The organism is Halobacillus sp. A1-3 (genome assembly GCF_050971765.1).
Lineage (GTDB): Bacteria > Bacillota > Bacilli > Bacillales > Halobacillaceae > Halobacillus > Halobacillus mangrovi_B.
Genome location: NZ_JBPCEO010000008.1, coordinates 194,904 through 216,977 on the forward strand (window position 1 = coordinate 194,904; position 22,074 = coordinate 216,977).

A 22,074-nucleotide genomic window follows, 5' to 3' on the forward strand; every position below is an offset into this window, starting at 1 on the left:
GTTTATATTTTACAGGGACGAGGGAAAACTGAAACTACAATAAACGAAAGGGGATTAATCATGAATCAAGAAGAATTAAGAAAGAAAATTTATCATATCATGGATCAACATAAAGTCGGAACGTTAGCTACAGTAAAAGGAAACAAGCCACATTCGCGTTACATGACCTTCAGTAATGACGATGAGTTCACATTTTATACCCCTACAAACAAAGAAACTCATAAGGCAGAAGAAATTGATGAAAATCCTCACGTGCATATTCTGATCGGTTATGAAGGAGAAGGATATGGAGACAGCTACCTCGAAGTTGAAGGCCAGGCGAAGATCCGCGATGATCAGAAGATTAAAGATTGGCTATGGACGGAACAAATGGAGCGTTGGTTTTCAGGAAAAGGCGATCCGGAATACATCGTACTCGAGATATACCCCGAAGCGATCCGATTGATGAATGCGGATGCGGATACTCCAGAAACATTAGAACTATAAAGTAAAGTGACTAGCTCTCAAGCTAGTCACTTTTTTCATGAAGATCCGAAATGGAACAAGGTTCATCTTCATATTCAATTTCAATGGTCACGTGTTCCAGGTGTATGGAATGAATGATTTCTTTAATTTGGTCTTTCACACGGCATACTTCTTCTTTATCTGCATCTGCAGGAACGACAGCGTGGGTGGAAAAGGCATGGTTTTCCCCATCCATCGACCATAAGTGAGTATGGTGAGTGGAGACAACATTGTCGATGGCATTTATTTTATGAATAATGTCTTCCAAATTAATATTTTTGGGAACGCCTTCTAAAAACAGTCTCATCGTCTGAATAAAGTTAAGGACTACGTTGTATAAGATGTAGAGGGTTATTCCGATAGATGCTAATGGATCGAGGATCGGAACATCCGCAAACGTCATGATGATACTTACAATGAGAACGGCTACCCACCCAAGAACATCTTCAAGCAGGTGCCATGTCATCACTTTTTGGTTCATTGAATCCCCGCCCTGGAGCTTGATGACAGCAGCTCCGTTGACGAATATTCCTAGGATCGCGAGCAGCATCATCCCTGTTGTATTTGGGGTGACGGGATTAAGCAGACGCGGGACAGCTTCAAACAAAATGAATGTAGAACCAACAATGAGCACCACGCTGTTGATTAAAGCAGCTAGCAAGGAGAATCTTTTATATCCAAAGGAAAAGTCACTGGAGTGATCCTTGTTTGAGAATTTCTGCAAAAACCAGGCAAGTCCTAAGGAAAGCGAGTCTCCTAAATCATGCAAAGCATCAGACAGAATGGCCATACTGTTGGTTAATAGTCCACCTATGATTTCGATAATCGTAAAGCAGATATTTAAGAAGAACGCGGTTTTGATCTTTCCTGTTGAAGAGTCTGCGTGATGATGGTGATGATGACCCATGTCTCTAACCCCCTCATCCAATATATGAACATATGCTCATATATAATTTTATTGAAATTAAGTAGGCTTTGTCAATAATCTTTACCCATTTAGAGATAAAGCAAATCAGTACCATAGTTATCTTTTACATAAAGATCGATCTCTATTTTAATGGGGAGAATAACTAAAGCCCCAGGCTTAGCCTGGAGCTTATATTTTTTCCGGGTAGAAACGACGCTCAATCGCGTTATAGTCAAACTGATGGTCCGTTAAATCTGCTAGCTTTTTAACTGCATTCAGTAAAAAAACTTTATCTAAATTATAGATGATTTCTTGCTCGATATGGTCTAAGGTGTTGCAGGCAAACTCCCATATTCGATCATGCTTGGACGGATCGATGGATTCAGCAACCATAGCAAGGGCAGATATCAGTTCTGTAATGATTAAATGATTATCACGGGCATAGTGACGAATGTAACCAAAGCCTCGATAGATATAATATTCAAAGGACTCGGATAACAAAATGAGCCTTACTTGTCCCTCCTCATCTTTAAGGTAAGGAGTAAAGGTAATATAGTCCTCAACAGTAAGCATAAGTTCAGCCATTCGGAAGATCGTATCAGAAGCCGTTTTAGGGTCATCATTTCCTAAGGACTTAATCGCAATCTCTGCCAATTTATGCATACCCATTTGAATGTCTTGAAGTTCAGTTTCTTTATGGCCGATTTCAATCATTCGGCAGTATTTTGCTTCATCAACTTGATTAGCACCAGGGCCCCAGTAGCTGAGCATTTGATTTCCTTCTAATATATAATCCCCGACTTGGGAATGGAACTTTATAATAATATTATCCTTACGTGCTTCTTCAATCATGCTTTTATAATTGACAATTTGTATATATCCTGAGCCAACAGAGTCCAGTCCTTTTTCTCTGTCGCGTTCATCTTCCATCAAGTCTCCTGGTTCTTCGGTGCGGTACGTTTCCAGTTCTTCACTCAGCGTCTTATTTATGATGGATTCTGAAGATTGTTTCATGGTTTCTGTAATGTTGTGAACCTGCATCCAGGTTGTAGCGTGATTTATGAAATAAATGAACGTTACAGCAGCGATAAAGGCAAGGGCTACCGTAATAATAGGGACGGCTACATACGCTTCTTTTGTTTTGTTGCCAACGAAAAGAAAGACGAGCAGGACATAAACAAAGCTTCCATTAAATATACCGAGAGCGTGCTGGGTTCTTCTATCAGAAATAAAGTTTAACAGCATCCTTGGAGAGAATTGCCCACTGAACGTTGTAAGAACAACAAGCAGGGAGTTGAGTGTAAAAGCACTCAGTGTAAGAATTCCGCCAATGAGGGTACTGACGAGCATACGGGTAATATCCCCGCTGATTCGGAAAAACTCAAATGTATATTGGTCCAACTCAACAATCATGTCAAGAATTAGAGTAGCTGCGACGAAGACAATCGACATTGAAATATAAAAGAGAGGCATGTACCAGATTGCCGATTGCACTTCATGTTTCCGTTGTCGTTTGGACATTTGAAAGTATTTTCTTAGAGAAATAGGTAATAGATCGATCAACATCGTTAAAGCTCCTTAATGATTTTATTGTAAAGTTTTAGTTCCCACTAGAAATTACACTTAAACAATAAATATTATTTTTATAAAATAAATTTAGAGATTGACTAGGAAATGCCAAAGTGAGCTTCTATCAACACAAGGAAGCATGTGCGGTTTGATGATGTTGGGAATCCTGCGTTTCCACCCGTTTTCCTACAATGGGGAAGAGCCTAAGTAGCGAGATTTCGAGAACCTCATTAGGAGAGGGGCGTTGGGGAAGGGTGAGACTCCCGCGGGAGGAGGAAATAGGCGAGATCCAACAGGGCGTAGCCCGAGGAAGCTCGTCAGTTCCCACTCAGGAAAGCGAATCCTCAAACATACTGTTATTATGTTTTGTTGAATAGGTAGATGGAGAAGAAACCGACACCATTTTGCTGAAGTGAGAAATAAAATGTTAGCCACTGCAAACAAGGTTCAAGTATAGTAACATTAAATTTATTTAAAAGGATGATACTCAAATGAAGTGGATGCGTAAAACATTTAATGAACTATCAAAAGAAGAACTATATAACCTGCTAAAGCTAAGAGTCTCTATATTTGTTGTAGAACAAGAATGCCCTTACCCTGAGATTGATGGACGGGATGAAGATTCCTTACATATATGGATTGAGGAAAACGAAGAAATCGTGGCCTATTGCCGCATAGTGCCTCCGGTAACAGAGGAAGAACATTATGCCATCGGACGGGTTTTAGTTGTAAAAGAAAAGCGCGGAGACGGATACGCTAGACAAATAATGAACCGAGCAATTTCTATTCTTAGGGACGAAATGAAAGTTGATCATATTTGGCTGCATGGTCAGGAACATTTACGTCAATTTTACGGGTCCTTTGGGTTTGAAGAAGTTTCAGAGGTTTATTTAGAGGACGGGATTCCACATGTCGATATGTTGATGAAAGTAGAGTAAGTATAGCTTGGATGTTCTCCCTACGTTTACAGAATTATACCCAGTGGAACATAGCGGAGTATGATGAACTTCAGTAGGAGGGAAACAAACATGAGTCCTAAAACATTTACGAAACAATACATTAATGGAGAATGGAAGTCAGGTTCAAGTGATAAGAACGTTGAAAATGTTAATCCATATACCCAACAACCGATCGCCACGATTCCTTCAGCAAACGAAGAGGATTTGAATGAAGCATACAAAGCTGCAGAAGAAGCTCAAAAAGAATGGATGCAGTTGACACCTCAGAAAGCGCAAGCTTATTTCGACAAACTGTTGAATATGGTTCATGAACGAAAAGACGAAATCATCGACTGGCTTGTAAAAGAAGCAGGCAGTACGCTAGTAAAAGCAGAAGTAGAGTTCCAGGCGGCAGTAGGGATCATCCGCGAATCAGCTTCTTTCCCAACTCGGATGAGCGGACAGATCCTGCCGTCCAATACACCTGGTAAGGAGAATCGAGTGTATCGCTCTCCAAAAGGAGTGATCGGTGTCATCGGTCCATGGAATTTTCCATTCCACTTAGCAATGAGATCGGTAGCACCTGCCATCGCAACAGGGAATACAGTCGTAGTAAAACCAGCTTCTGACGCACCAGTCACTTCCGGTCTTTTGATTGCCGATTTATTCGAAGAGGCAGGATTTCCAAAAGGAGTGATCAATGTTGTTGTCGGGCGCGGCTCTGAGATCGGAGACGCGTTTGTGGCTCATCCGACGCCGAAGTTGATTTCCTTCACTGGCTCCACTGAAGTAGGGAGTCATATTGGTGAATTAGCTGGTAAGCATATAAAAGAAACCGCGCTGGAACTTGGCGGGAACAATGCCATGATTGTATTGGACGATGCAAATATTGAAAAAGCAGTAGAAGCGGCTGCCTTTGGTAAATTTTTGCACCAGGGACAAATTTGTATGTCACTCAATCGCATTATTGTGCAAGAAACTGTGTATGATGAATTTGTCCAAGCTTTCAAAGAGAAAGTAGAAAACTTGAAAGCCGGAGACCCTTCTGAAAAGGATACCGTTATTGGACCATTGATTAATAGCGAGGCTGTTGAACGTATTCAGGAAGATTTACGTGAAACTCTTGAACAGGGAGCGACAAAACTCACAGGAGGTGAGGCGGAAGGCAATGTCTTTCAGCCGACTGTTTTGACAGAAGTAACGAACGACATGCCGATGGCTCACAATGAAGTCTTTGGTCCTGTCGCTTCTGTGATCAAAGTTTCTAGTGAAGAGGAGGCTGTTAAAACAGCTAATGGTTCTCCTTATGGCTTGAGTGGAGCCGTGTTTACAGAAAACGTTCATCGAGGAGTAGAAATTGCAAAACGAGTAGAAACAGGAATGATTCATATCAACGATCAATCCGTTAATGATGAGGCTCATGTTGCCTTTGGCGGTGAAAAAGAATCTGGAATCGGACGTTTCGGCGGTGAATGGGCACTCGATAAGTTTACAACAGTTAAATGGATCGGAGTTATGAACGGCTATCGCGAGTTTCCATTTTAAGTAGAAAAAAAGCTGTCTCTTATATAAGAGACAGCTTTTTGTTGGTTAGGAGAATATAAAATTTTTCTGGCTGTGGAGACTTTGTGCTGGTCAGTTACTCCCAGCCCCCAAGGCGCTTGCGTATTTGTTCTGTTTATTTAGCGAAGCGTTTAAATCGCTCGACCGCGTCTTTTAAAGTTTCGTCAGAATTGTTGAGTCCGATTCGGACAAAACCTTCCCCATGCTCGCCAAACCCGATGCCTGGAGCGACAAACAAACCGACTTCCTCTAATAGAGCGTCGGCAAATTCCTCGGATGTATATCCTTCTGGGACCTTGAGCCACGCAAAGAAAGAACCTCTGCAAGGTTTGACGTCATAGCCTGCTTCTTCTAGTCCTTCAACGAGCAAATCTCTTCTTCTTTCATAAGTGTTATTTAGCTCTCTCACATCTTCCTGAGAATTAGTTAACGCTGTGGCGGACGCTTCTTGCAACGCACCGAACAGACTGCAGAAATAATGATCCTGAATGTCCTCAAGTGCTTTGATCACGCTTTGATTACCGACAGCAAATGCAACTCGCCAGCCTGCCATGTTGTAGGTTTTGGACATCGTATAAATTTCAATACCGACATTTTTCGCCCCTGGTACCTGCATGAAACTTAGTGGTTTCTTTCCGTCGAACCCGATGGCCCCATAAGCAAAATCATGGACGACGCAAATATCATCACGGTCAGCAATCTCAATCGTTTTTTCGAAAAAGTCACGGTTCGCTACCGCTCCTGTTGGGTTGTTCGGGTAGTTCAAAAACATCAGCTTAGCGTTTTTCAAAGTTTCTTCATCTATGGCCTCTAAGTCGGGGAGGAATTGATTCTCCTCAAGAAGCGGCATCGGCTCCATGATGCCGTTAGCAATGGCGACTCCTGACCAATAATCCGGATAACCGGGATCAGGCATCAGGGCTACATCCCCTGGATTTAAAAAACACTGACTGAGCTGGACAAGTCCTGTTTTACTACCAGGAAGAATAGCAATCTCCGTCGCTGGGTCTAGATCAACATCATACTCATTTTTGTAATAATCAACGATCGCGTTTTTCAAAAAGTCAAAACCTTGAAAGGGTGGGTATTTATGATAGACAGGGTTTTCAGCCGCTGATTGCAGAGACTTTACAATATGCTCTGGTGTCGGCTGATCCGGGTTTCCCTGACCTAAGTTGAGAGCGTCATGTCCTTTTTCGAGGTGTTTGTTAAGTTTGTTTACTAGTTTGGCAAAAAATTGATCTGGAAGACGCTGCATAGCATCTGAATATGTGAATTGCTTCATCGAACCCCACCTTTATTATTTTTAGAAAAGTCCCACAAAAAAGATATTATCGCTAGTGTAACATTTTCTATCTGCGTTAGGGAACAATGAATGGTAGATAAGGAACAATGGTGTGAAGTACGGGAACAATCTCTATGAGACAAGGAACAATAAAAACTCCTAAAGTGACAATGATCAAAAGATCGGGAATTAATCTCCTTAGATACTCTGAATGAATCTAGAGATTTCAAGGGATCCATTTCAGGGTAAATGGGAGTAGAGAGCTATTTGGAAGGAGTGTTTTGGATGAAAATTGTTATTATAGGGGGCGACGCTGCAGGGATGAGTGCAGCGATGCAAATGGTAAGAAACAGCGATGGACATGAAATCATCGCCATCGAACGAGGTGAAGTGACTTCTTACGGCCAGTGTGGTCTTCCTTATGTGGTAAGTGGGGATGTTGAGAAGGCAGAAGACCTCATTGCCAGGAAGCCAGAAACGTTTCGAGATAAATATGGAATCGACGTACGCACCTTACACGAAGTGACGAAAGTCGATTGTGATCATAAAATCGTATACGGCGTGAATCATCGTTCTGGAGAAGAATTCGAGCAGAAATATGACCGGCTGCTGATTGCAACCGGGGCCGATCCTATCTTACCGCCATGGGAAGGGCGTGACTTAGAAGGTATCTTCTCTTTAAAAACGATTCCTGATGTACAAGATATTATGAATGATCTCTCCCACGATGTGCAAAATGTCACGATCATTGGGGGAGGTTATATCGGGCTTGAGATGGCGGAGAGTCTGATTCAAATTGGAAAGAATGTAAGAATTATCGACCGAGGAAATCAGCTTGCGAAGATTTTTGATGAGGATATGGGCAAGCTGATCCATGAAGAAGCAGAAAAACAGGGTGTGGAGCTAAAATTAGGAGAATCAGTCGAAGAATTTCAAGGAGATGGCCGAGTAGAAAAAATCGTCACGGATAAAGGAGAGTACAATACTGATTTTGTGTTAGTCGCTGCAGGGGTTACCCCAAATACCGCTTTTCTCGAAGGAACAGGAATTTCTAAAGGAATTAAAGATGCCATTGAAGTGAATGCCTTTATGGAAACCAGTATTTTGCACATTTACGCAGCGGGTGACTGTGCGACCCAGTTCCACCGTATTAAACAAAGATCAGATTTTGTTCCGTTAGGCACACATGCAAATAAACAGGGAAGAGTTGCAGGACTAAACATAATTGGCCAGCGTAAGGTATTCCAGGGCATTGTTGGTACATCGATTTTGAAGTTCTTCGATTTAACACTCGCGAGGACAGGAATATCCGAAAAAGAAGCAAAACAGGAACGCATGCCGTATAAGAAGGTGACGATAGAATCGACCCACGCTGCCGGTTACTATTCAAAAGAAGATCCAATGACGCTAAAACTTTTATATAACCAGGATTCCAGGAAACTTCTCGGAGGGCAAATTATTGGGAGACTAGGCACGGATAAGCGACTCGATGTCTTGGCAACTGCGCTTTACCATGACATGACGGTAGATGAATTGGCAGACTTAGACCTTGGTTATGCTCCTCCCTACAACAGTGTTTGGGATCCTGTCCAGCAGGCTGCAAGAAGAGCAGATTAAATCGAAGTAAAGGGCACAAGATCTATGATAGGATGAAGGGAGGCAGTAAGATACAGGAGGCTTTATCGCTTTGAGTAAAGAACTATACCAAGAAGCTGAATCGTTTATCCGCCAATTCTATGAGGAAATGGAAAAAACAGATGTTGACCATCGCTTGGCTGAAGTATATCAGTCGATTCATGATAGAGGAACGTATGACCATACGTTTGAAGAGTTGGAATATGGAGCAAAAGTGGCCTGGAGGAATAGCAACAGGTGTATTGGACGTCTATTCTGGAACAGTCTAAAAGTGTTTGATCATAGAGAGCTTGAGAAAGAAGAGGATATACGTGACGCATTAGTGGACCATATTGATTATGCGACGAATAACGGACGTATCCGATCAACGATTTCTATCTTCAGGCCGAAACGTAATGAACAGGAGATCCGGTTATGGAATCATCAGCTGATAAGATATGCAGGGTATGAAACGGATCAAGGAGTGATTGGCGACCCAGCCTCATTGGAATTCACAAAAAAATGTCGGGACCTCGGCTGGAAAGGCACAGGAGGTTCATTTGATATTTTACCCCTGGTCCTTCAGATTGATGGAAAAGAACCGCAATGGTTTGATATTCCTGAAGAAAAAATTCTCGAAGTGACCTTGAGGCACCCGGTGTACAACTGGTTTGAAAATCTTGGATTAAAATGGTATGCGGTGCCGATCATTTCCGATATGAAGCTAGAGATCGGAGGGCTTCATTACACAGCTGCTCCGTTCAACGGATGGTATATGGAAACAGAAATCGGGGCTAGGAATCTTGCTGATGAGTTTCGCTACAACCTTTTGCCCGTAGTTGCTGAAGCTATGGGGCTGAATACAAAACGGAACACCACACTTTGGAAAGATCGAGCGTTGATTGAATTAAACCAGGCCGTGATCTATTCTTATAAAGCAGATAAAGTGAATATTGTCGATCATCACTCAGCGGCTCAGCAATTTCAGTTGTTTGAAAACAAAGAGCGTAAATGTGGACGGGAAGCCACTGGAGACTGGACTTGGCTCATTCCGCCCATTTCCCCTGCCAGCACTCATATTTTCCATTCATCCTATGAAAACAGGATGGATACACCGAATTACTTTTACCAGGGAAAAGCTTATGAAAAAAACCCTTCAGAGTAGTGTCTGAAGGGTTTTTGCTTATTCATATAGACCAGGGCGTCGATCTTGAAAGATCGGAATTTGTTTTCTTATTGCTTCTACATCTTCAAAATCAACTTCTCCATAGAGGATTTCCTCATCGCCGCCGGCTTCGGCAACGATATTGCCCCATGGGTCAATAATTATGGAGTGACCGCCGAAAGTATTATCAGCATCTGAACCGATTCGGTTACATGCAATAACAAAGCATTGATTTTCAATGGCACGGCTGATCAACAATGTTCTCCAGTGGTCCACCCTTGGCTTAGGCCATTCCGCAACGACAAACAGAGCTTTGGAACCGTCAAGCATGTGGGTGCGCATCCATTCAGGAAAGCGGATGTCATAACAAATGACTCCAGCGGCTTTAACTCCTCCAAGATTGAAGTTCCCCTTTGCATTCCCTGAATGAAGGAATTTTTCTTCGTTCATTAAACGGAAGAGGTGGACTTTGCGGTAGTTCAAAATTCGTTCACCGTTAGGATCATAAACAACAAACGTGTTATAAAAATGTCCGCCATCTCTTTCAGCGATAGATCCAGCGATGGTGACGTTGTGTTCACGAGCAAGCTCGCGAATCATTTGATGAGTTGGACCATCCAAAGTTTCAGCTATTTCTTCAAAACGGCTGAGGTCATACCCGGTAGTCCATAATTCAGGAAGCAGCACCAGCTCACTGTCCTTTTTGACAGCTTTCTCAATATACTTTTTTGCGTTCGATCGATTTGTTTCTGGGTCGCCAAATGCGATATCCATTTGTACAATCGCTAATTTCATAGTGAGCACCTCGTTCCTATCATTTACGTTAGATTATTCCATTTGTATGAAACGTTTTCAAGCATGCTACAATAGTAACAAATAGAACGGGGAAAGGACGAGAAAGATGTTCGAATTATTTCTCCCAATGTTAGAGCGGCTCGGCATCATTGTAACCGTCGCTTTCATCATTACAAGATTCCGCTTTTTTAGGGAACTGATCGACCGCAAGACTTTGCATCGAGAGCAGCAGCTAATGGCGATCGGTTTCTTTGGTTTGTTCGGCATTATTGGTACCTACACGGGAATCACTTATGATACAAGCTCTTTAGAATTCGGTAGCTGGGCGTTAGACCTGGGGGAATCAGAAGCGATCGCTAATTCCAGAGTCATCGGAATCGTTGCGGCCGGCCTGTTCGGAGGATACCGAATCGGGATAGGAGCCGGACTGATAGCTGGTTTGCACCGCTTTTCGCTTGGGGGGTTCACAGGGTTTGCTTGTGGAATATCAGCTGTTATTGCAGGCGCCATTGCAGGCTTTTTTCATAAAAAAGATCAACCGCTGAAATTGAAGACAGCCCTACTGATCGGTGGGTTAGCTGAAACAGTGCAGATGGGAATTATATTAGCTGTATCTAAGCCTTTTAGTAGAGCCTGGGAGCTTGTCCAGGAAATCGGACTGCCGATGATTCTCGCTAATGGAGTAGGCTCTGCGCTCTTTTTACTTATTATTAGAAATGTATTAAATGAGGAAGAAAAAGCAGGTGCGCTTCAAGCTCAAAAAGCTTTGAAGCTAGCGGAATCGACCATTGCGTACTTAAGAAAAGGACTGACGAAAGATTCTGCTCAAAGGGCGTGCCAAATCATTTACGAGGAAGTAAATGTAAGCGCCATTTCGATGACGGATAAGGAAATCATTCTCGCTCATGTAGGACAGGCAGATGACCATCACCAATCCGGGGAAAATATTCAAACTTACGCAACGAAAAAAGTCATTGACCAAGGGGAAATGATCATTGCAAAACATGCAGATATTAATTGCAGCCATCCTGATTGCCCTCTCGGGGCTGCCGTTATCGCTCCGTTGAAACGGAAACAGGAAGTTGTCGGTACTCTTAAATTTTACGTACAGTCGGAAAAAGAGATTTCAAATGTACTACTTGAGTTGATTCAAGGCCTAAGTGCACTTCTTGGTCAACAGCTTGAAATTGCCGAAGCAGAAAAGGCACAGGAGCTTGCAAGAGAAGCAGAAGTAAAAGCCCTTCAGGCGCAAGTGAACCCACACTTTCTATTCAATTCACTGAACGTTATCGTTTCCTTGACCCGTACTAAACCTGATCGGGCCCGTTCTCTTCTTATAGCCTTGTCGAAGTTTTTCAGGCAAAACCTAGGTGCAACAACGAAGACATGGACTTCACTTCAAGAGGAACTAAAGCATGTCAAAGCTTATCTCCTTATAGAAGAGGCACGGTTTGTTGATAAGCTGCAAGTCAACTATGAGGTGGATGATTCAGCTCTGTCTGTGAAAATTGCCCCACTGACTCTTCAGCCGCTTGTCGAAAATTGCATTAAGCATGGCATTAAGGATCAAGAAGAAGATTGCAGAATTTCAATTCAGATTCAAGACCTTGATGAAGGAGTAAAGATTACCGTTAAAGATAATGGAAGCGGTATGACACCGGAGCGTCTTCAGTCAATTGGAGAAAATGAGGTGGAGTCAGAAAAAGGCACTGGACTTGGTCTTTTTAATGTGAATAAACGGTTAGAACATATGCATGGAGAAAAATCCAAACTCCAAATTGAGAGTGAGCTCGGTTACGGGACGACGATTTCCTTTCTCATTCCTCATAAAAGAGAGGAGGTATCCGCATGAAGAATTCGATAAAGGTACTGGTCGTGGATGACGAACGCTTCAGCAGGGAAGAGCTGATTTACCTGCTAAAACCGTATGAATCTATTCAAATTATCGGAGAGGCAGACTCAGGAGATGAGGCTGTCATGAAAGCCATCCAGCTGCAGCCTGATGTTATATTTTTAGATGTAGAAATGCCGAAAATGAATGGTATGGAGGTGGCTGCGTCACTAAAAGAGTTGAAGAAAGTTCCAGCGATTATCTTTGCCACCGCTTACCCCGATTTTGCTGTTGAAGCGTTTCGCCATGAGGCGGTCGATTACTTGTTGAAGCCTTACGATGAAGAACAGCTAGGTGATGCGATCACTAGATTAGAGAAGAAGCTGAAGCCGCCGCACGAACCAGAACCTTCTTCTAAAACAAAACCTTCTAAGCTGGCCGTAGAAGGAGATGAAGAAATCCATTACCTTGACCCAGCGGATATCATGTATGTGTACAGGGAAGACCGAATAACTAAAATTGTGGAAAAAGAAAAGGCCTACGAAACCAAATGGACGCTTAAAGAAGTGGAACAGCGTTTAAAAGGGTTCCCTTTTTTCAGAATTCATAAAAGTTATCTTGTGAACCTGGATTATGTGGACAGGCTGACTCCTTGGTTCAACGGTGCTTATCAGTTGGAACTAAGGGGTAAAAAAGAAAAGTTGTCTGTAAGCCGCAATTATGTGAAAGGTCTAAGAAAACAATTAGAATTGTAAAATCGCCCTTTTTTGAGGGCGGTTTTTTTGCATGTTAAACAGATATTTCGACATCTTAGACATAATTCTGTCACATGTAAACGCTCTCCTGATACGATTTGTGTAAGCGATTACAAAGAGTCGAAGGAGGAAACTGTTGTGATTACGTTTCTTGTGAGTATTGCACTTTTAGTTGTTGGTTATTTTACGTACGGTAAATATGTTGAAAAAACGTTCGGCGTTAATACAGAGCGCCAGACTCCAGCATACACGCACGGTGATGGCGTGGACTACTTGCCGATGGGTCAAAAAAGAAATGCTTTAATCCAATTATTAAATATCGCCGGAGTAGGTCCGATTTTCGGTCCGATTCTAGGTGCGCTGTATGGACCCGTTGCCTTTTTGTGGATTGTACTTGGAGCTATTTTTGCAGGTGCTGTCCACGATTACTTGACGGGTATGATTTCTATACGTAACCGTGGAGCTCACTTGCCTGAGCTTGCCGGTAAATTTCTAGGGAAAGTGATGAAACACGTAGTCAACGCGTTTGCGATTTTGCTACTTGTGTTGGTAGGGACGGTGTTCGTAACAGCACCAGCTGATCTGCTGCACAACATGACAAGTAGCTGGCTCAGTCTGCCGGTTATCTTAGCTGCTATTTTTGCTTATTATTTACTGGCTACAATGCTGCCGATCGATAAAATCATCGGTCGTTTCTATCCAATCTTTGGGGCACTACTATTAATCAGTGCCATTGGTGTTGGGGCTTCTCTTGTATTTACAGGAGCACCGATTCCGGAACTTTCTTTTACAAACATGCACCCGGATAATGCACCGATTTTCCCGCTATTATTTTTGACAATTTCTTGTGGGGCGCTTTCCGGATTCCACGCTACTCAGACGCCAATTATTTCTAGAACGACGCAACAAGAAAAACAAGGCCGTCGGATTTTCTATGGCATGATGATTGCAGAAGGAATCATTGCTATGATTTGGGCAGCCGCTGCTATGAGCTTGTTCAACGGATCTGCAGGATTGAATGAAATTCTTGCAAGTGGTGGACCAGCTGCTGTCGTAAGTGAAGTTTCAACCGCTATGCTTGGAGCTGTCGGAGGTACACTTGCTGTGCTCGGTGTCATTGTTCTCCCAATTACTTCCGGTGATACAGCTTTCCGTAGTGCTCGTATGATTATTGCCGATTACTTGAAAGTCTCACAGAAAAAAGTAGCGAGCCGAATTTGGATTGCTGTTCCGTTGTTTGCAATTTCCTTTGTGCTCACACGCATTGACTTCACGTTACTCTGGAGATATTTCTCCTGGGCTAACCAGTCAACCGCTGTCATAGCCCTATGGGTCGGAGCAATGTACTTGTTCTTGTCTAGAAAAAACTACTTTATTGCTGCCATTCCGGCGACATTCATGACGATGGCAACGTTCTCTTATATCCTAAATGCTCCAATTGGGTTCGGTCTGCCGATGAACGTATCCTATATCTTTGCCGCGATCATTACGGTGGCTATCGTTACGATCTTCTTTATAGCTGCTCGTCGGGGCTTGCATCAGAACATTCCTCTTGAAGAAGAGTTGAAACCTACAGCGTAATGGGGTGCTGTAGTCCGAATTATCATAAACAAGTGAGTCAGAAGGAAGAGAAGGTCAATAAAGCGGAAAAAGATAAAGTTCCCCTGTGGCTGAAAATGATTAGTACCATGATCGTCATTGTATCTCTAGGCTATTACTTGATATGAATTCATCATCCATCAGAGGTTCTGATGGATGATTTTTTTATGTGTGATTCAATATTGGATCTCGGTATACTGCTATACGTTGCTAACCATGTGCCCTCTCACTTATTTATCCGGTTCCGAGGGGGGATTTTAGCAACTTACGCAATCCATCAACGTGAGGAAAGAACCCTTCACTTTTGATGTTTTGCTTATGCATGTCAGATTTCCCGGCCCCTCTGCACACTTATTTTTTGCATACGTAATGGTAAAGGAGGGTATGGTTAGTATAGGAAAGGAGAGATAGTATGGATCATACCATTCAAGAAGAACGTGAACGTTTTTATATAGGAGATCAGACAGATCCTATTGCATTTTTAGATTTTGAGGAAGAAAGAGAGACGATGGTTATAACCAGTACTGTCGTTGAACCTTCAGCAAGGAAACAAGGTCTTGCAACAGAACTTATAGACCATGCCGTAAACTATGCAAGAAAAAATAAATTACAAATTGACCCTGTATGCCCTTTCGCACGGGATGTCATTAAAGATACCCCAGAATATCATGTGGTGTGGAAACAGTAAGGATTGAAAGAGGAAGTGGTTTTGTGGCAAAGGTAAGGGAGCCTGAAGATAAAGACTTAATGCACTTCACTCGTTATGCCATTGAATTTTTTCATCATGTCCTTAAAGATAAATCATCAGATTTAACACTGGATGAGCAGCTGCTTGAACGAAAATATTGGGCGGCTGATCGGTTCGTGACAGAAAAGAGTGATGAGAAATTACTGGTAGCCGAGGTTGAAGGAAAAGTTGTGGGTTATATAGTAGGAACAATTAAACAATCAACAGATGAAGAGAATTACGGGAATGTCGAAGAATTGTTTGTTGACGAATTTTATAGGCGAGAAGGGATTGGTACGAAACTTTGCTGTGAATTGATCCAATGGATGGAAGCACAAGGAGTAACGAACATTCAGATGCTTTTTACATCCGGCCATCCTCGTACGGCGGCAGCCTTTATTGAATCAGTCGGATTCACATCTGTAAGCACGCTCTATAAATTTACAAAAAAATAATCCTTTCATAGTTTCTTCCCCTCATGAATAAGGAATACGTATAAGAATGTGTGTGGAGGAGGAATAACGTTTGAAAAAAGCAATGGTCATAGTAAACCCTGCCTCTGGTAAAGAAGAGGCTCTAGATTATGTGGAAGAAATTCAATCCATTTTAGATGATAAAGGTTATGATGTAGTCATATCACAAACGGAAAAGGAACTGGATGCAACAAGATATTGCGAGGATGCCTGTAAGAATGAATTCGACCTGGTTGTATCTTTAGGAGGGGATGGTACACTACATGAAACCATCAATGGAATGGTTGATCAGGCTCATCGTCCGCTTCTGGGGATTGTTCCGCTTGGGACAGTTAATGATTTTGCAAGAGCACTTCAGCTTCCCTTGGATCCAAAAGAAGCTGTCCAGTCTCTTCGTTCAGACCGTTCGAAAAAAGTGGATATCGGTAAATTCAATGAACGGTACTTTGTGAATATTGTTGCAATTGGCTCCATAGCAGAAGCCACTTATGAGGTTACAGCAGAGCAAAAGTCTAAATTCGGTCCACTCGCTTATGTAATGGAAGGCTTCAAAACGTTATCTTCTAAAGAAGGTTATCCATTAAGAATTGAGAATGAAGAGAAAGCGTGGGAAGGAGAATGCTTTTTATTCTTAGCTGCTCTCACGAACTCTACTGCGGGTTTTGAGAAATTATCTCCTCAAGCCAAAGTAAATGATGGATTATTGCACTGCTATATCATTAAAAATGTCAGTATGATTCGTTTAGCTTCAATTGTAACAGCTATTCTTAAAGGCGAGTTAAAGAATCAAGAAGACGTCGAATATTTCACTGCCCAGCACCTGGATATCCATTCTGAGAATGAATTGATAACAAACGTTGATGGGGAGGAAGGGGACCCGCTTCCAGTGTCTATAGAGGTTAAGCCTTCTCACATCGATGTAATTGTAAATTAAAAAAGCTGTCTCACGACCGGTTCTTTAACCGGTAGAGACAGCTTTTTTGTTAATTCTTGAAGAAGCTGAATAGAGAAAAGAATATGATTACGAATGAGAATAAGGCCATGGCAATTGCTCCGACGTAAAAGAATAAGTCTTCAAAGAATCCCGTAACGGCAGCATCAGCGGATAAATTTATTAAAAAGAAACCTGCCACCACTGCTGCTAAATACAAAAACACGTTCTTATCAAAATTGATATTCATTTCTTCATCCCTCCTTTACGAACAATATATGCTCGTTTTAATCCCAATATTTATTGTTAATGAAAAAAATGTTGGGATTAGGAGGAGTCGGTTGGACAAGCTAGATTTATAGACTCAAAAGTCGAATAAAAAAACCTCTTTTTGATAAGCAAAAAGAGGTATGGCAGCGTGCCTTCGATTGAGGGAGACCTGCCATGAAATCTACAGGTCTATTTTTCCTGGCGGGGAAAAATAGATTAGGGTGATTCGACGTAAGAGACAAAAGAGAGTACCAAAGCGTCGTAAATTAGACCAGAATTTTCCTGAATCCATTTTTATGCCCCATAAACCCTCGATTAGTTTATGGGTGTTGAATGGATAGTAATCTCTTTTGATATCTATATTGTATCATTTTATGACCGTCGCCGCTTTGGGAAAAAGACGTTACAAAATCGTAAATGAATGTTAGTTTTTCTGTTCTTTTTTCGCAACTTTTTACTTCATTTGGTAAAGGTGGTTAGACATTTCCTTATTTCGTTATTTTATAACTTGAATAGGATGAATTTGGATTACAAACATGCAGTAAGGTGGATCGAGGAAATTAGTCAATGGAAATACGAACACAAAATTATGTTCCAGAAGTGCTTGAACACGTATGAAAAAAGCTTGCCAGCAACTGGCAAGCTTTTATTTATCAGGTTCGATTTCCTGGCTCATCTGCATGTATTGATTAAATACTCTGGTCATTTCTTTCAAGCGGTTACGAACGTCTTCATCAATCAGCTCGCCCTGTGTAGAGAAATGATTGGTATGTGTATACACATAATTCGGAGTGACCATGCAGCGGAAGTAATTCAATATCGGCTTCAATTGATTTTCGATCACTAAATGGTGTTGAAGCGTCCCCCCGTTAGCAACAATGGAGACAGGCTTGTAGCGCATAGCCAGTGGGGACACTGCGTCAAACACATTTTTCAGAGTTCCGGGTATGGAACCCTGGAAGATTGGGGTAGCAATGACATAAGCATTTGCCTCTTCTACTTCTTTAATGAGTTGCTGCATATCCTCATTATATTCTTCTGGAGGGCGGCCATCGACGAATTGGAGTTCGTAATCTTCCAAATCAATGATTTTTGTTTCATGTTTATCTGGAAGTTCTGCAATATATTTTTTGATTTCATCAAGCAAGGTTCTCGTTTTCTTGCCGACAATTGTTCCATTCAACAGTAGAATCTTCATGTTCCGTGTCTCCCCTTTATTTCTCTAGCTTTATCTTTATGTAATCAAGTATTAGTATCTGTTCGAGTAAGAAGTCTAAAAACGGGCTTTGCCTGACGCTTCCGTTTTTCTTTTTATGTTAAAGCATACGTTTTAATTAAGCAATTGTGACTAAGGACAAGGAGAGCAGGGAAGAGGTATAATGAATGGCAATATTTGAAGAGGTGAAATCAATGCTTCGGCTATGGAGAAGAGTAAAATTTATTTTTAACATAAGAAAATCGATACCTTTCCTTATTCGCTTTTTTAAGTCTAAAGAGGTGAGCAACCGGAAAAAAGGGCTATCCATCTTTTTTGTTATTGCCTACATTCTCTTTCCGTGGGATATCATTCCGGATTTTTTATTACTCTTAGGGATCGTTGATGATGTAGCGGTCTTTACCTATATTATGCAGCTGATGGTGAAAATGGCTCCAGAATCTTTAAAAGAGGAGTACCGAATAGAGGAAGAGTAGACAGGTTTAATAGAGTTCAAGAAGAGGTATGAGAATGTTGTGTAGACTTATAATCCATTTCAAGGAGTGATGATCGTGAGTAATGTAATGTTTACTTCTTCCGCAACAGCGCAAGGAGGCCGAAATGGCCATGTTAAATCAGAAGATGGTTTGATCGACCTTAATCTGGTTATGCCTGGAGAAAGTAATGAAAAGGGCTCAAACCCTGAACAACTTTTCGCAGCTACTTATTCCGCTTGTTATGATGGAGCTCTTAACCTTGTAGCAAGTAAGCAAAAAAAGGAAATCGATTCTGAAATCACAGCAGATGTCAGCCTGATGAAAGATGAAGCTGACAATGGATTTAAGATAGGTGTAGTGCTTAATGTTAAGGTGAAAGGCGTTTCTCAGGAAGAGGCCGAAGAGCTAGCACAAGAAGCTCATAAGGTTTGCCCGTACTCTAAAGCTACCCGAGGCAATGTTGATGTAGAAATTAAATTGCAAGCTGTATAATGAATAAAATGAAGCCTCCGGAAATGGTTCCGGAGGCTTTTTTTTAATAGGTAACAATCTTTCTCATACTGGAAAGAATACTACTGAGAAAAAGCTTTATTACTTATGTAAAGCCTTAATATGTGGTATTTTAGAGTCGAAGGAGAGAAAAATATGAAGATCACTGATCAAGCTCGTGATTTGCTCAATCCGATATTAGAAGAAGAAAATGCCGGCTGTCTGCGATTATTTTTTGCAGGGTACGGCTGTGGTGAGCCTGATATTGGCATGTCTATAGGCGAGCCGGAAGCGGACGATGAATTACATCATATCAATTCTATTCCTGTGGCTATCGATCGGCGAATTATCCATTTGACTGAATCTTTGACGATTGAAGGCAAACAGACGATGGAAGGTCCTAAATTCCAAATGCTTGGCCTTCCGGAAAAAGACTGCTAAAACAAAAGCCCGCATTCATTGTGGGCTATTTTACATAATTCTTATTGACTGGTGATTTTACATTTTTAGAAGAACTTATTCAGTTTAGTAGTAGCATACTCGAAGACTTGACGCAGAGATATCATGGGTTTGCATTTAGATAGTGTTAGGGATGGCTGGAAAATAACTCGCTTTCCTGTGGGAGGAACTGCCTTCTCCCACGGGAGTCTCGTCATTTTTCAGCCATCCCAGCTGTCACTAACCTCTCAAACTCACCTAGTGTCAGTATTTAGAGTAAAGGTAATTGAGCTTCTCTGAGGAAAGCTCGTGAAATCCCTTATAATCCTATTCTGATAGGATAATCTAAAGTGAATTTCCAGTATTAAAAGGACGATTTTTACTTTTACCTGCGTTTCCGTTTGTCCAAAAATTAGCAAGGTGAGAGGGGAAATGGTGAGACTCCTGCGGGAATGGTATGGCTGGCAAGACCCCACAGGTTGGCAAACCGAGGAGACTTGCCGTCATCCCCGCGGAAAGCGAGCCATTTCCCCGGCCGCCTCTCCAGATTACTAGGTAACGGAAACAGACCCATCTAAACAAGGCTATTATCTCGAATTCAAGTCTTCAGGATAAGGAGTCAATTGTGGAAGAGGAAAGATCTTTTAAAAGCTTAAAAAATTTGAAAATATTTATAACCAAATGTTTAAGAGAAAGGACTTACTATCATCATGATGGCATCAGGGCATCAAGTCGTAGGGTTTACCTTCGGATTAGGAGCATTAACGCTGCTCCCGCAATTAGACATAACATACGACAAGCCATTCCAAACCGTACTATTTTTTGTTTTTGTTATATTTGGATCATTGCTTCCAGATATTGATACACCAACCTCCAGATTAGGGAGTAAATTCTGGAGAGGGTTGATGATACTATTTTCCATCGCCCTGTTAAGTTACTTATTCGCTCCTCATTATATAGATATCTATAGGGAGCAGCTGAAAGTTTTCGTCTTACTTCTTCTTCCTGTATTAATCATGATCCGAAGTCATCGAAAAATGACTCACTCGCTGTTGTTCATTCTCCTATTAATTGTTTACAGCGTATTGATCGAAAGAATCTTTCATATCCCATGGTTTTATTTGAGTGGACTTATTATTGGAGTCATCTCTCATCTTTTTGCCGATTACATAACCAAAAGAGGCATTCCGATCGTCTATCCAATTTCAAGGAAGCACGTGCAGTTTCTGTTTACCTTCAGGACAGGCTCTCCTATTGAGAGAATGATTGTTTATAGCCTGGTCATATGGAATGTATGGTTTTTGACCGCCACTATTTTTTAACAAAAAGACTTTTGCCACATAGGCAGAAGTCTTTTTGTTTTCAAAAATATTAATTTTCTAATAAATTAGATAATAAACTGGACATTATTGACAAATAACAATAAAATAAAAACAAGTTGGAAGAAGGGATGATGATCCATGGTGAATCACCAAATGATTGAACCTAGTCCTTTGCACCGTTTACAGATGAACCACACTTCCCAATTGTATGAGGTTTACAGCTCCTATCTTGAGGATCACTCCAGAGAACTGGCTATGCATCTGACGAAGAAATACTGTCTTAAAGAAAAGCCTAAGTCCATCGAAGATCAAATTGCTTTTTTAGAATTTTTATATATGAATGATTTTTTCTCCGAGTTAGAGCTGCTTGTTCACTCTAGAGAATTCGATCCGAATGTTTCTTTGTTATATCGATTACTGATTAAGAGGAAACACAAGGCTGTCACAGAATTACAATTAAAAAAAATAAAAGCTCTGAAATTCTCCCATCCAACACTTCGGTGTTTGCATATGTTTATTATCGTGCACTTTTACTATGACTCAAAGCAGTACACGGGACTAGATAAATACTTGGAAGTATGCGACCAGGCTTTGAGTACAATCAATGAACCTCTCTTATATTATTATTTAAAATTAAGGTTTAACGAGTTACTGTTTCAGCACTATTGGAAGACGAACAATCCGCTGCTAGCTAGCAGGTATGCCTATAAGATCATCAACTCTGAATTATCATCGAGGAAAATATGTAACATGTATCATGAGCTAGCTTTATGTAATTTGTATAAAGGCTATCAATACTCCATACATAATGCCACAATCGCCCTTGAACTCGCGAACAAAAACCTTCTCACGCATACAGCTAAAATGATTAAACACCACACTATCCCTTTCATTTCTGCCTTCCATTGCCAAACGGAAAATATCTCTACTCCTGATCCAATTGAAACGGCACATTTAGCTATTGCTGAAAAAAAATTCAAAGCAGCTGAGAGTATTCTATCTCAATTAGATAGTCTGACCCCTTTACAAGAGTGTTATCTTGGGACAGCTACCAATAGCAAAGAAAGACTTGTCCGCTCACATCATAGATTCATTCATGAACTCGGCGATCAATTTTATGCTCAGATTCCAATAATATATATAGAACGATATTTAAGTCGACTACAAAAATGTTAAAGAGTACGAAAAGCTCCCTCAAAATGGTTGA

At 41.3% G+C, this 22,074-nt stretch carries 22 protein-coding genes; 16 read left to right on the forward strand and 6 right to left on the reverse strand.

Going from position 1 to position 22,074, the window contains the following annotated elements; genetic code table 11:
- Positions 1-60 precede the first annotated feature (60 nt).
- On the forward strand, positions 61-486 hold the full coding sequence (locus ACRYKC_RS15195; protein WP_433807820.1) for a pyridoxamine 5'-phosphate oxidase family protein: 426 nt from the start codon (positions 61-63) through the stop codon (positions 484-486).
- A 22-nt stretch (positions 487-508) separates the two neighbouring features.
- Here the strand turns inward: ACRYKC_RS15195 and ACRYKC_RS15200 are convergent, their stop codons facing one another.
- On the reverse strand, positions 509-1,411 hold the full coding sequence (locus tag ACRYKC_RS15200) for a cation diffusion facilitator family transporter (protein ID WP_433807822.1): 903 nt from the start codon (positions 1,409-1,411) through the stop codon (positions 509-511).
- Between the two features lie 189 nt (positions 1,412-1,600).
- On the reverse strand, positions 1,601-2,977 hold the full coding sequence (locus tag ACRYKC_RS15205; RefSeq protein ID WP_433807824.1) for a DUF2254 domain-containing protein: 1,377 nt from the start codon (positions 2,975-2,977) through the stop codon (positions 1,601-1,603).
- A 494-nt stretch (positions 2,978-3,471) separates the two neighbouring features.
- On the opposite strand from ACRYKC_RS15205, the gene ACRYKC_RS15210 reads away from it, so the two are divergent.
- A complete protein-coding gene (locus ACRYKC_RS15210) occupies positions 3,472-3,918 on the forward strand; it encodes a GNAT family N-acetyltransferase (RefSeq protein ID WP_433807826.1) in 447 nt (148 codons plus the stop codon).
- Positions 3,919-4,008: 90 nt separating this feature from the next.
- Positions 4,009-5,463, forward strand: a complete 1,455-nt coding sequence (locus tag ACRYKC_RS15215; protein ID WP_433807828.1) for an aldehyde dehydrogenase family protein — start codon at positions 4,009-4,011, stop codon at positions 5,461-5,463.
- A gap of 133 nt (positions 5,464-5,596) precedes the next feature.
- On the opposite strand, the gene ACRYKC_RS15220 is transcribed toward ACRYKC_RS15215, so the two are convergent.
- Positions 5,597-6,766, reverse strand: coding sequence for a pyridoxal phosphate-dependent aminotransferase (locus ACRYKC_RS15220; RefSeq protein WP_433807830.1), 1,170 nt, complete (start codon positions 6,764-6,766; stop codon positions 5,597-5,599).
- A 285-nt stretch (positions 6,767-7,051) separates the two neighbouring features.
- Between ACRYKC_RS15220 and ACRYKC_RS15225 the strand changes: the two genes are divergently transcribed.
- Positions 7,052-8,383, forward strand: coding sequence for a CoA-disulfide reductase (locus ACRYKC_RS15225; protein WP_433807832.1), 1,332 nt, complete (start codon positions 7,052-7,054; stop codon positions 8,381-8,383).
- A gap of 70 nt (positions 8,384-8,453) precedes the next feature.
- Positions 8,454-9,545, forward strand: a complete 1,092-nt coding sequence (locus ACRYKC_RS15230; protein ID WP_433807834.1) for a nitric oxide synthase oxygenase — start codon at positions 8,454-8,456, stop codon at positions 9,543-9,545.
- 18 nt (positions 9,546-9,563) lie between these two features.
- On the opposite strand, the gene ACRYKC_RS15235 is transcribed toward ACRYKC_RS15230, so the two are convergent.
- Entirely contained in the window at positions 9,564-10,340 is a 777-nt protein-coding gene (locus tag ACRYKC_RS15235) for a carbon-nitrogen family hydrolase (protein WP_433807836.1), read from the reverse strand.
- Between the two features lie 106 nt (positions 10,341-10,446).
- Between ACRYKC_RS15235 and ACRYKC_RS15240 the strand changes: the two genes are divergently transcribed.
- From ACRYKC_RS15240 to ACRYKC_RS15265, 6 genes are all read left to right on the forward strand, one after another.
- Positions 10,447-12,192 (forward strand): LytS/YhcK type 5TM receptor domain-containing protein, encoded by a 1,746-nt coding sequence (locus tag ACRYKC_RS15240; protein ID WP_433807838.1) that lies wholly within the window; start codon positions 10,447-10,449, stop codon positions 12,190-12,192.
- The gene (locus ACRYKC_RS15245; protein ID WP_433807840.1) at positions 12,189-12,926 is read left to right on the forward strand and encodes a LytR/AlgR family response regulator transcription factor; all 738 of its coding nucleotides are present in this window, start codon (positions 12,189-12,191) and stop codon (positions 12,924-12,926) included. Before ACRYKC_RS15240 ends, ACRYKC_RS15245 begins: the two co-directional genes overlap by 4 nt.
- A 138-nt stretch (positions 12,927-13,064) precedes the next feature.
- The gene (locus ACRYKC_RS15250; RefSeq protein ID WP_433807842.1) at positions 13,065-14,507 is read left to right on the forward strand and encodes a carbon starvation CstA family protein; all 1,443 of its coding nucleotides are present in this window, start codon (positions 13,065-13,067) and stop codon (positions 14,505-14,507) included.
- Between the two features lie 430 nt (positions 14,508-14,937).
- Positions 14,938-15,213 carry a GNAT family N-acetyltransferase gene (locus ACRYKC_RS15255; RefSeq protein ID WP_433807844.1) on the forward strand — a complete coding sequence of 92 codons (276 nt, stop codon included), beginning with the start codon at positions 14,938-14,940 and terminating at the stop codon, positions 15,211-15,213.
- Between the two features lie 23 nt (positions 15,214-15,236).
- Positions 15,237-15,707 (forward strand): GNAT family N-acetyltransferase, encoded by a 471-nt coding sequence (locus tag ACRYKC_RS15260; RefSeq protein WP_433807846.1) that lies wholly within the window; start codon positions 15,237-15,239, stop codon positions 15,705-15,707.
- A gap of 70 nt (positions 15,708-15,777) precedes the next feature.
- Positions 15,778-16,659 (forward strand): diacylglycerol/lipid kinase family protein, encoded by an 882-nt coding sequence (locus ACRYKC_RS15265; protein ID WP_433807848.1) that lies wholly within the window; start codon positions 15,778-15,780, stop codon positions 16,657-16,659.
- Positions 16,660-16,708: 49 nt separating this feature from the next.
- On the opposite strand, the gene ACRYKC_RS15270 is transcribed toward ACRYKC_RS15265, so the two are convergent.
- Positions 16,709-16,906, reverse strand: coding sequence for a hypothetical protein (locus ACRYKC_RS15270; protein ID WP_433807850.1), 198 nt, complete (start codon positions 16,904-16,906; stop codon positions 16,709-16,711).
- A gap of 666 nt (positions 16,907-17,572) precedes the next feature.
- Positions 17,573-18,124 (reverse strand): NADPH-dependent FMN reductase, encoded by a 552-nt coding sequence (locus tag ACRYKC_RS15275; protein ID WP_433807852.1) that lies wholly within the window; start codon positions 18,122-18,124, stop codon positions 17,573-17,575.
- 185 nt (positions 18,125-18,309) lie between these two features.
- On the opposite strand from ACRYKC_RS15275, the gene ACRYKC_RS15280 reads away from it, so the two are divergent.
- From ACRYKC_RS15280 to ACRYKC_RS15300, 5 genes are all read left to right on the forward strand, one after another.
- Positions 18,310-18,618, forward strand: a complete 309-nt coding sequence (locus ACRYKC_RS15280) for a YkvA family protein (RefSeq protein WP_433807854.1) — start codon at positions 18,310-18,312, stop codon at positions 18,616-18,618.
- Positions 18,619-18,693: 75 nt separating this feature from the next.
- Positions 18,694-19,110: an organic hydroperoxide resistance protein gene (locus ACRYKC_RS15285; RefSeq protein ID WP_433807856.1), complete on the forward strand. Its 417-nt coding sequence runs from the start codon at positions 18,694-18,696 to the stop codon at positions 19,108-19,110.
- Between the two features lie 153 nt (positions 19,111-19,263).
- On the forward strand, positions 19,264-19,548 hold the full coding sequence (locus ACRYKC_RS15290; RefSeq protein WP_433807858.1) for an iron-sulfur cluster assembly accessory protein: 285 nt from the start codon (positions 19,264-19,266) through the stop codon (positions 19,546-19,548).
- 710 nt (positions 19,549-20,258) lie between these two features.
- Positions 20,259-20,867: a metal-dependent hydrolase gene (locus ACRYKC_RS15295; protein WP_433807860.1), complete on the forward strand. Its 609-nt coding sequence runs from the start codon at positions 20,259-20,261 to the stop codon at positions 20,865-20,867.
- A 153-nt stretch (positions 20,868-21,020) separates the two neighbouring features.
- Entirely contained in the window at positions 21,021-22,043 is a 1,023-nt protein-coding gene (locus ACRYKC_RS15300; RefSeq protein ID WP_433807862.1) for an AimR family lysis-lysogeny pheromone receptor, read from the forward strand.
- Positions 22,044-22,074: the final 31 nt, after the last annotated feature.

Excerpts from the sequence above, each read along its gene's own strand:
- ACRYKC_RS15195 (WP_433807820.1), top strand. The coding sequence starts at position 61 with ATGAATCAAGAAGAATTAAGAAAGAAAATTTATCATATCATGGATCAA.
- ACRYKC_RS15200 (WP_433807822.1), bottom strand. The coding sequence starts at position 1,411 with ATGGGTCATCATCACCATCATCACGCAGACTCTTCAACAGGAAAGATC.
- ACRYKC_RS15205 (WP_433807824.1), bottom strand. The coding sequence starts at position 2,977 with ATGTTGATCGATCTATTACCTATTTCTCTAAGAAAATACTTTCAAATG.
- ACRYKC_RS15210 (WP_433807826.1), top strand. The coding sequence starts at position 3,472 with ATGAAGTGGATGCGTAAAACATTTAATGAACTATCAAAAGAAGAACTA.
- ACRYKC_RS15215 (WP_433807828.1), top strand. The coding sequence starts at position 4,009 with ATGAGTCCTAAAACATTTACGAAACAATACATTAATGGAGAATGGAAG.
- ACRYKC_RS15220 (WP_433807830.1), bottom strand. The coding sequence starts at position 6,766 with ATGAAGCAATTCACATATTCAGATGCTATGCAGCGTCTTCCAGATCAA.
- ACRYKC_RS15225 (WP_433807832.1), top strand. The coding sequence starts at position 7,052 with ATGAAAATTGTTATTATAGGGGGCGACGCTGCAGGGATGAGTGCAGCG.
- ACRYKC_RS15235 (WP_433807836.1), bottom strand. The coding sequence starts at position 10,340 with ATGAAATTAGCGATTGTACAAATGGATATCGCATTTGGCGACCCAGAA.
- ACRYKC_RS15240 (WP_433807838.1), top strand. The coding sequence starts at position 10,447 with ATGTTCGAATTATTTCTCCCAATGTTAGAGCGGCTCGGCATCATTGTA.
- ACRYKC_RS15245 (WP_433807840.1), top strand. The coding sequence starts at position 12,189 with ATGAAGAATTCGATAAAGGTACTGGTCGTGGATGACGAACGCTTCAGC.
- ACRYKC_RS15255 (WP_433807844.1), top strand. The coding sequence starts at position 14,938 with ATGGATCATACCATTCAAGAAGAACGTGAACGTTTTTATATAGGAGAT.
- ACRYKC_RS15270 (WP_433807850.1), bottom strand. The coding sequence starts at position 16,906 with ATGAATATCAATTTTGATAAGAACGTGTTTTTGTATTTAGCAGCAGTG.
- ACRYKC_RS15275 (WP_433807852.1), bottom strand. The coding sequence starts at position 18,124 with ATGAAGATTCTACTGTTGAATGGAACAATTGTCGGCAAGAAAACGAGA.
- ACRYKC_RS15280 (WP_433807854.1), top strand. The coding sequence starts at position 18,310 with ATGGCAATATTTGAAGAGGTGAAATCAATGCTTCGGCTATGGAGAAGA.
- ACRYKC_RS15290 (WP_433807858.1), top strand. The coding sequence starts at position 19,264 with ATGAAGATCACTGATCAAGCTCGTGATTTGCTCAATCCGATATTAGAA.
- ACRYKC_RS15295 (WP_433807860.1), top strand. The coding sequence starts at position 20,259 with ATGGCATCAGGGCATCAAGTCGTAGGGTTTACCTTCGGATTAGGAGCA.
- ACRYKC_RS15300 (WP_433807862.1), top strand. The coding sequence starts at position 21,021 with ATGATTGAACCTAGTCCTTTGCACCGTTTACAGATGAACCACACTTCC.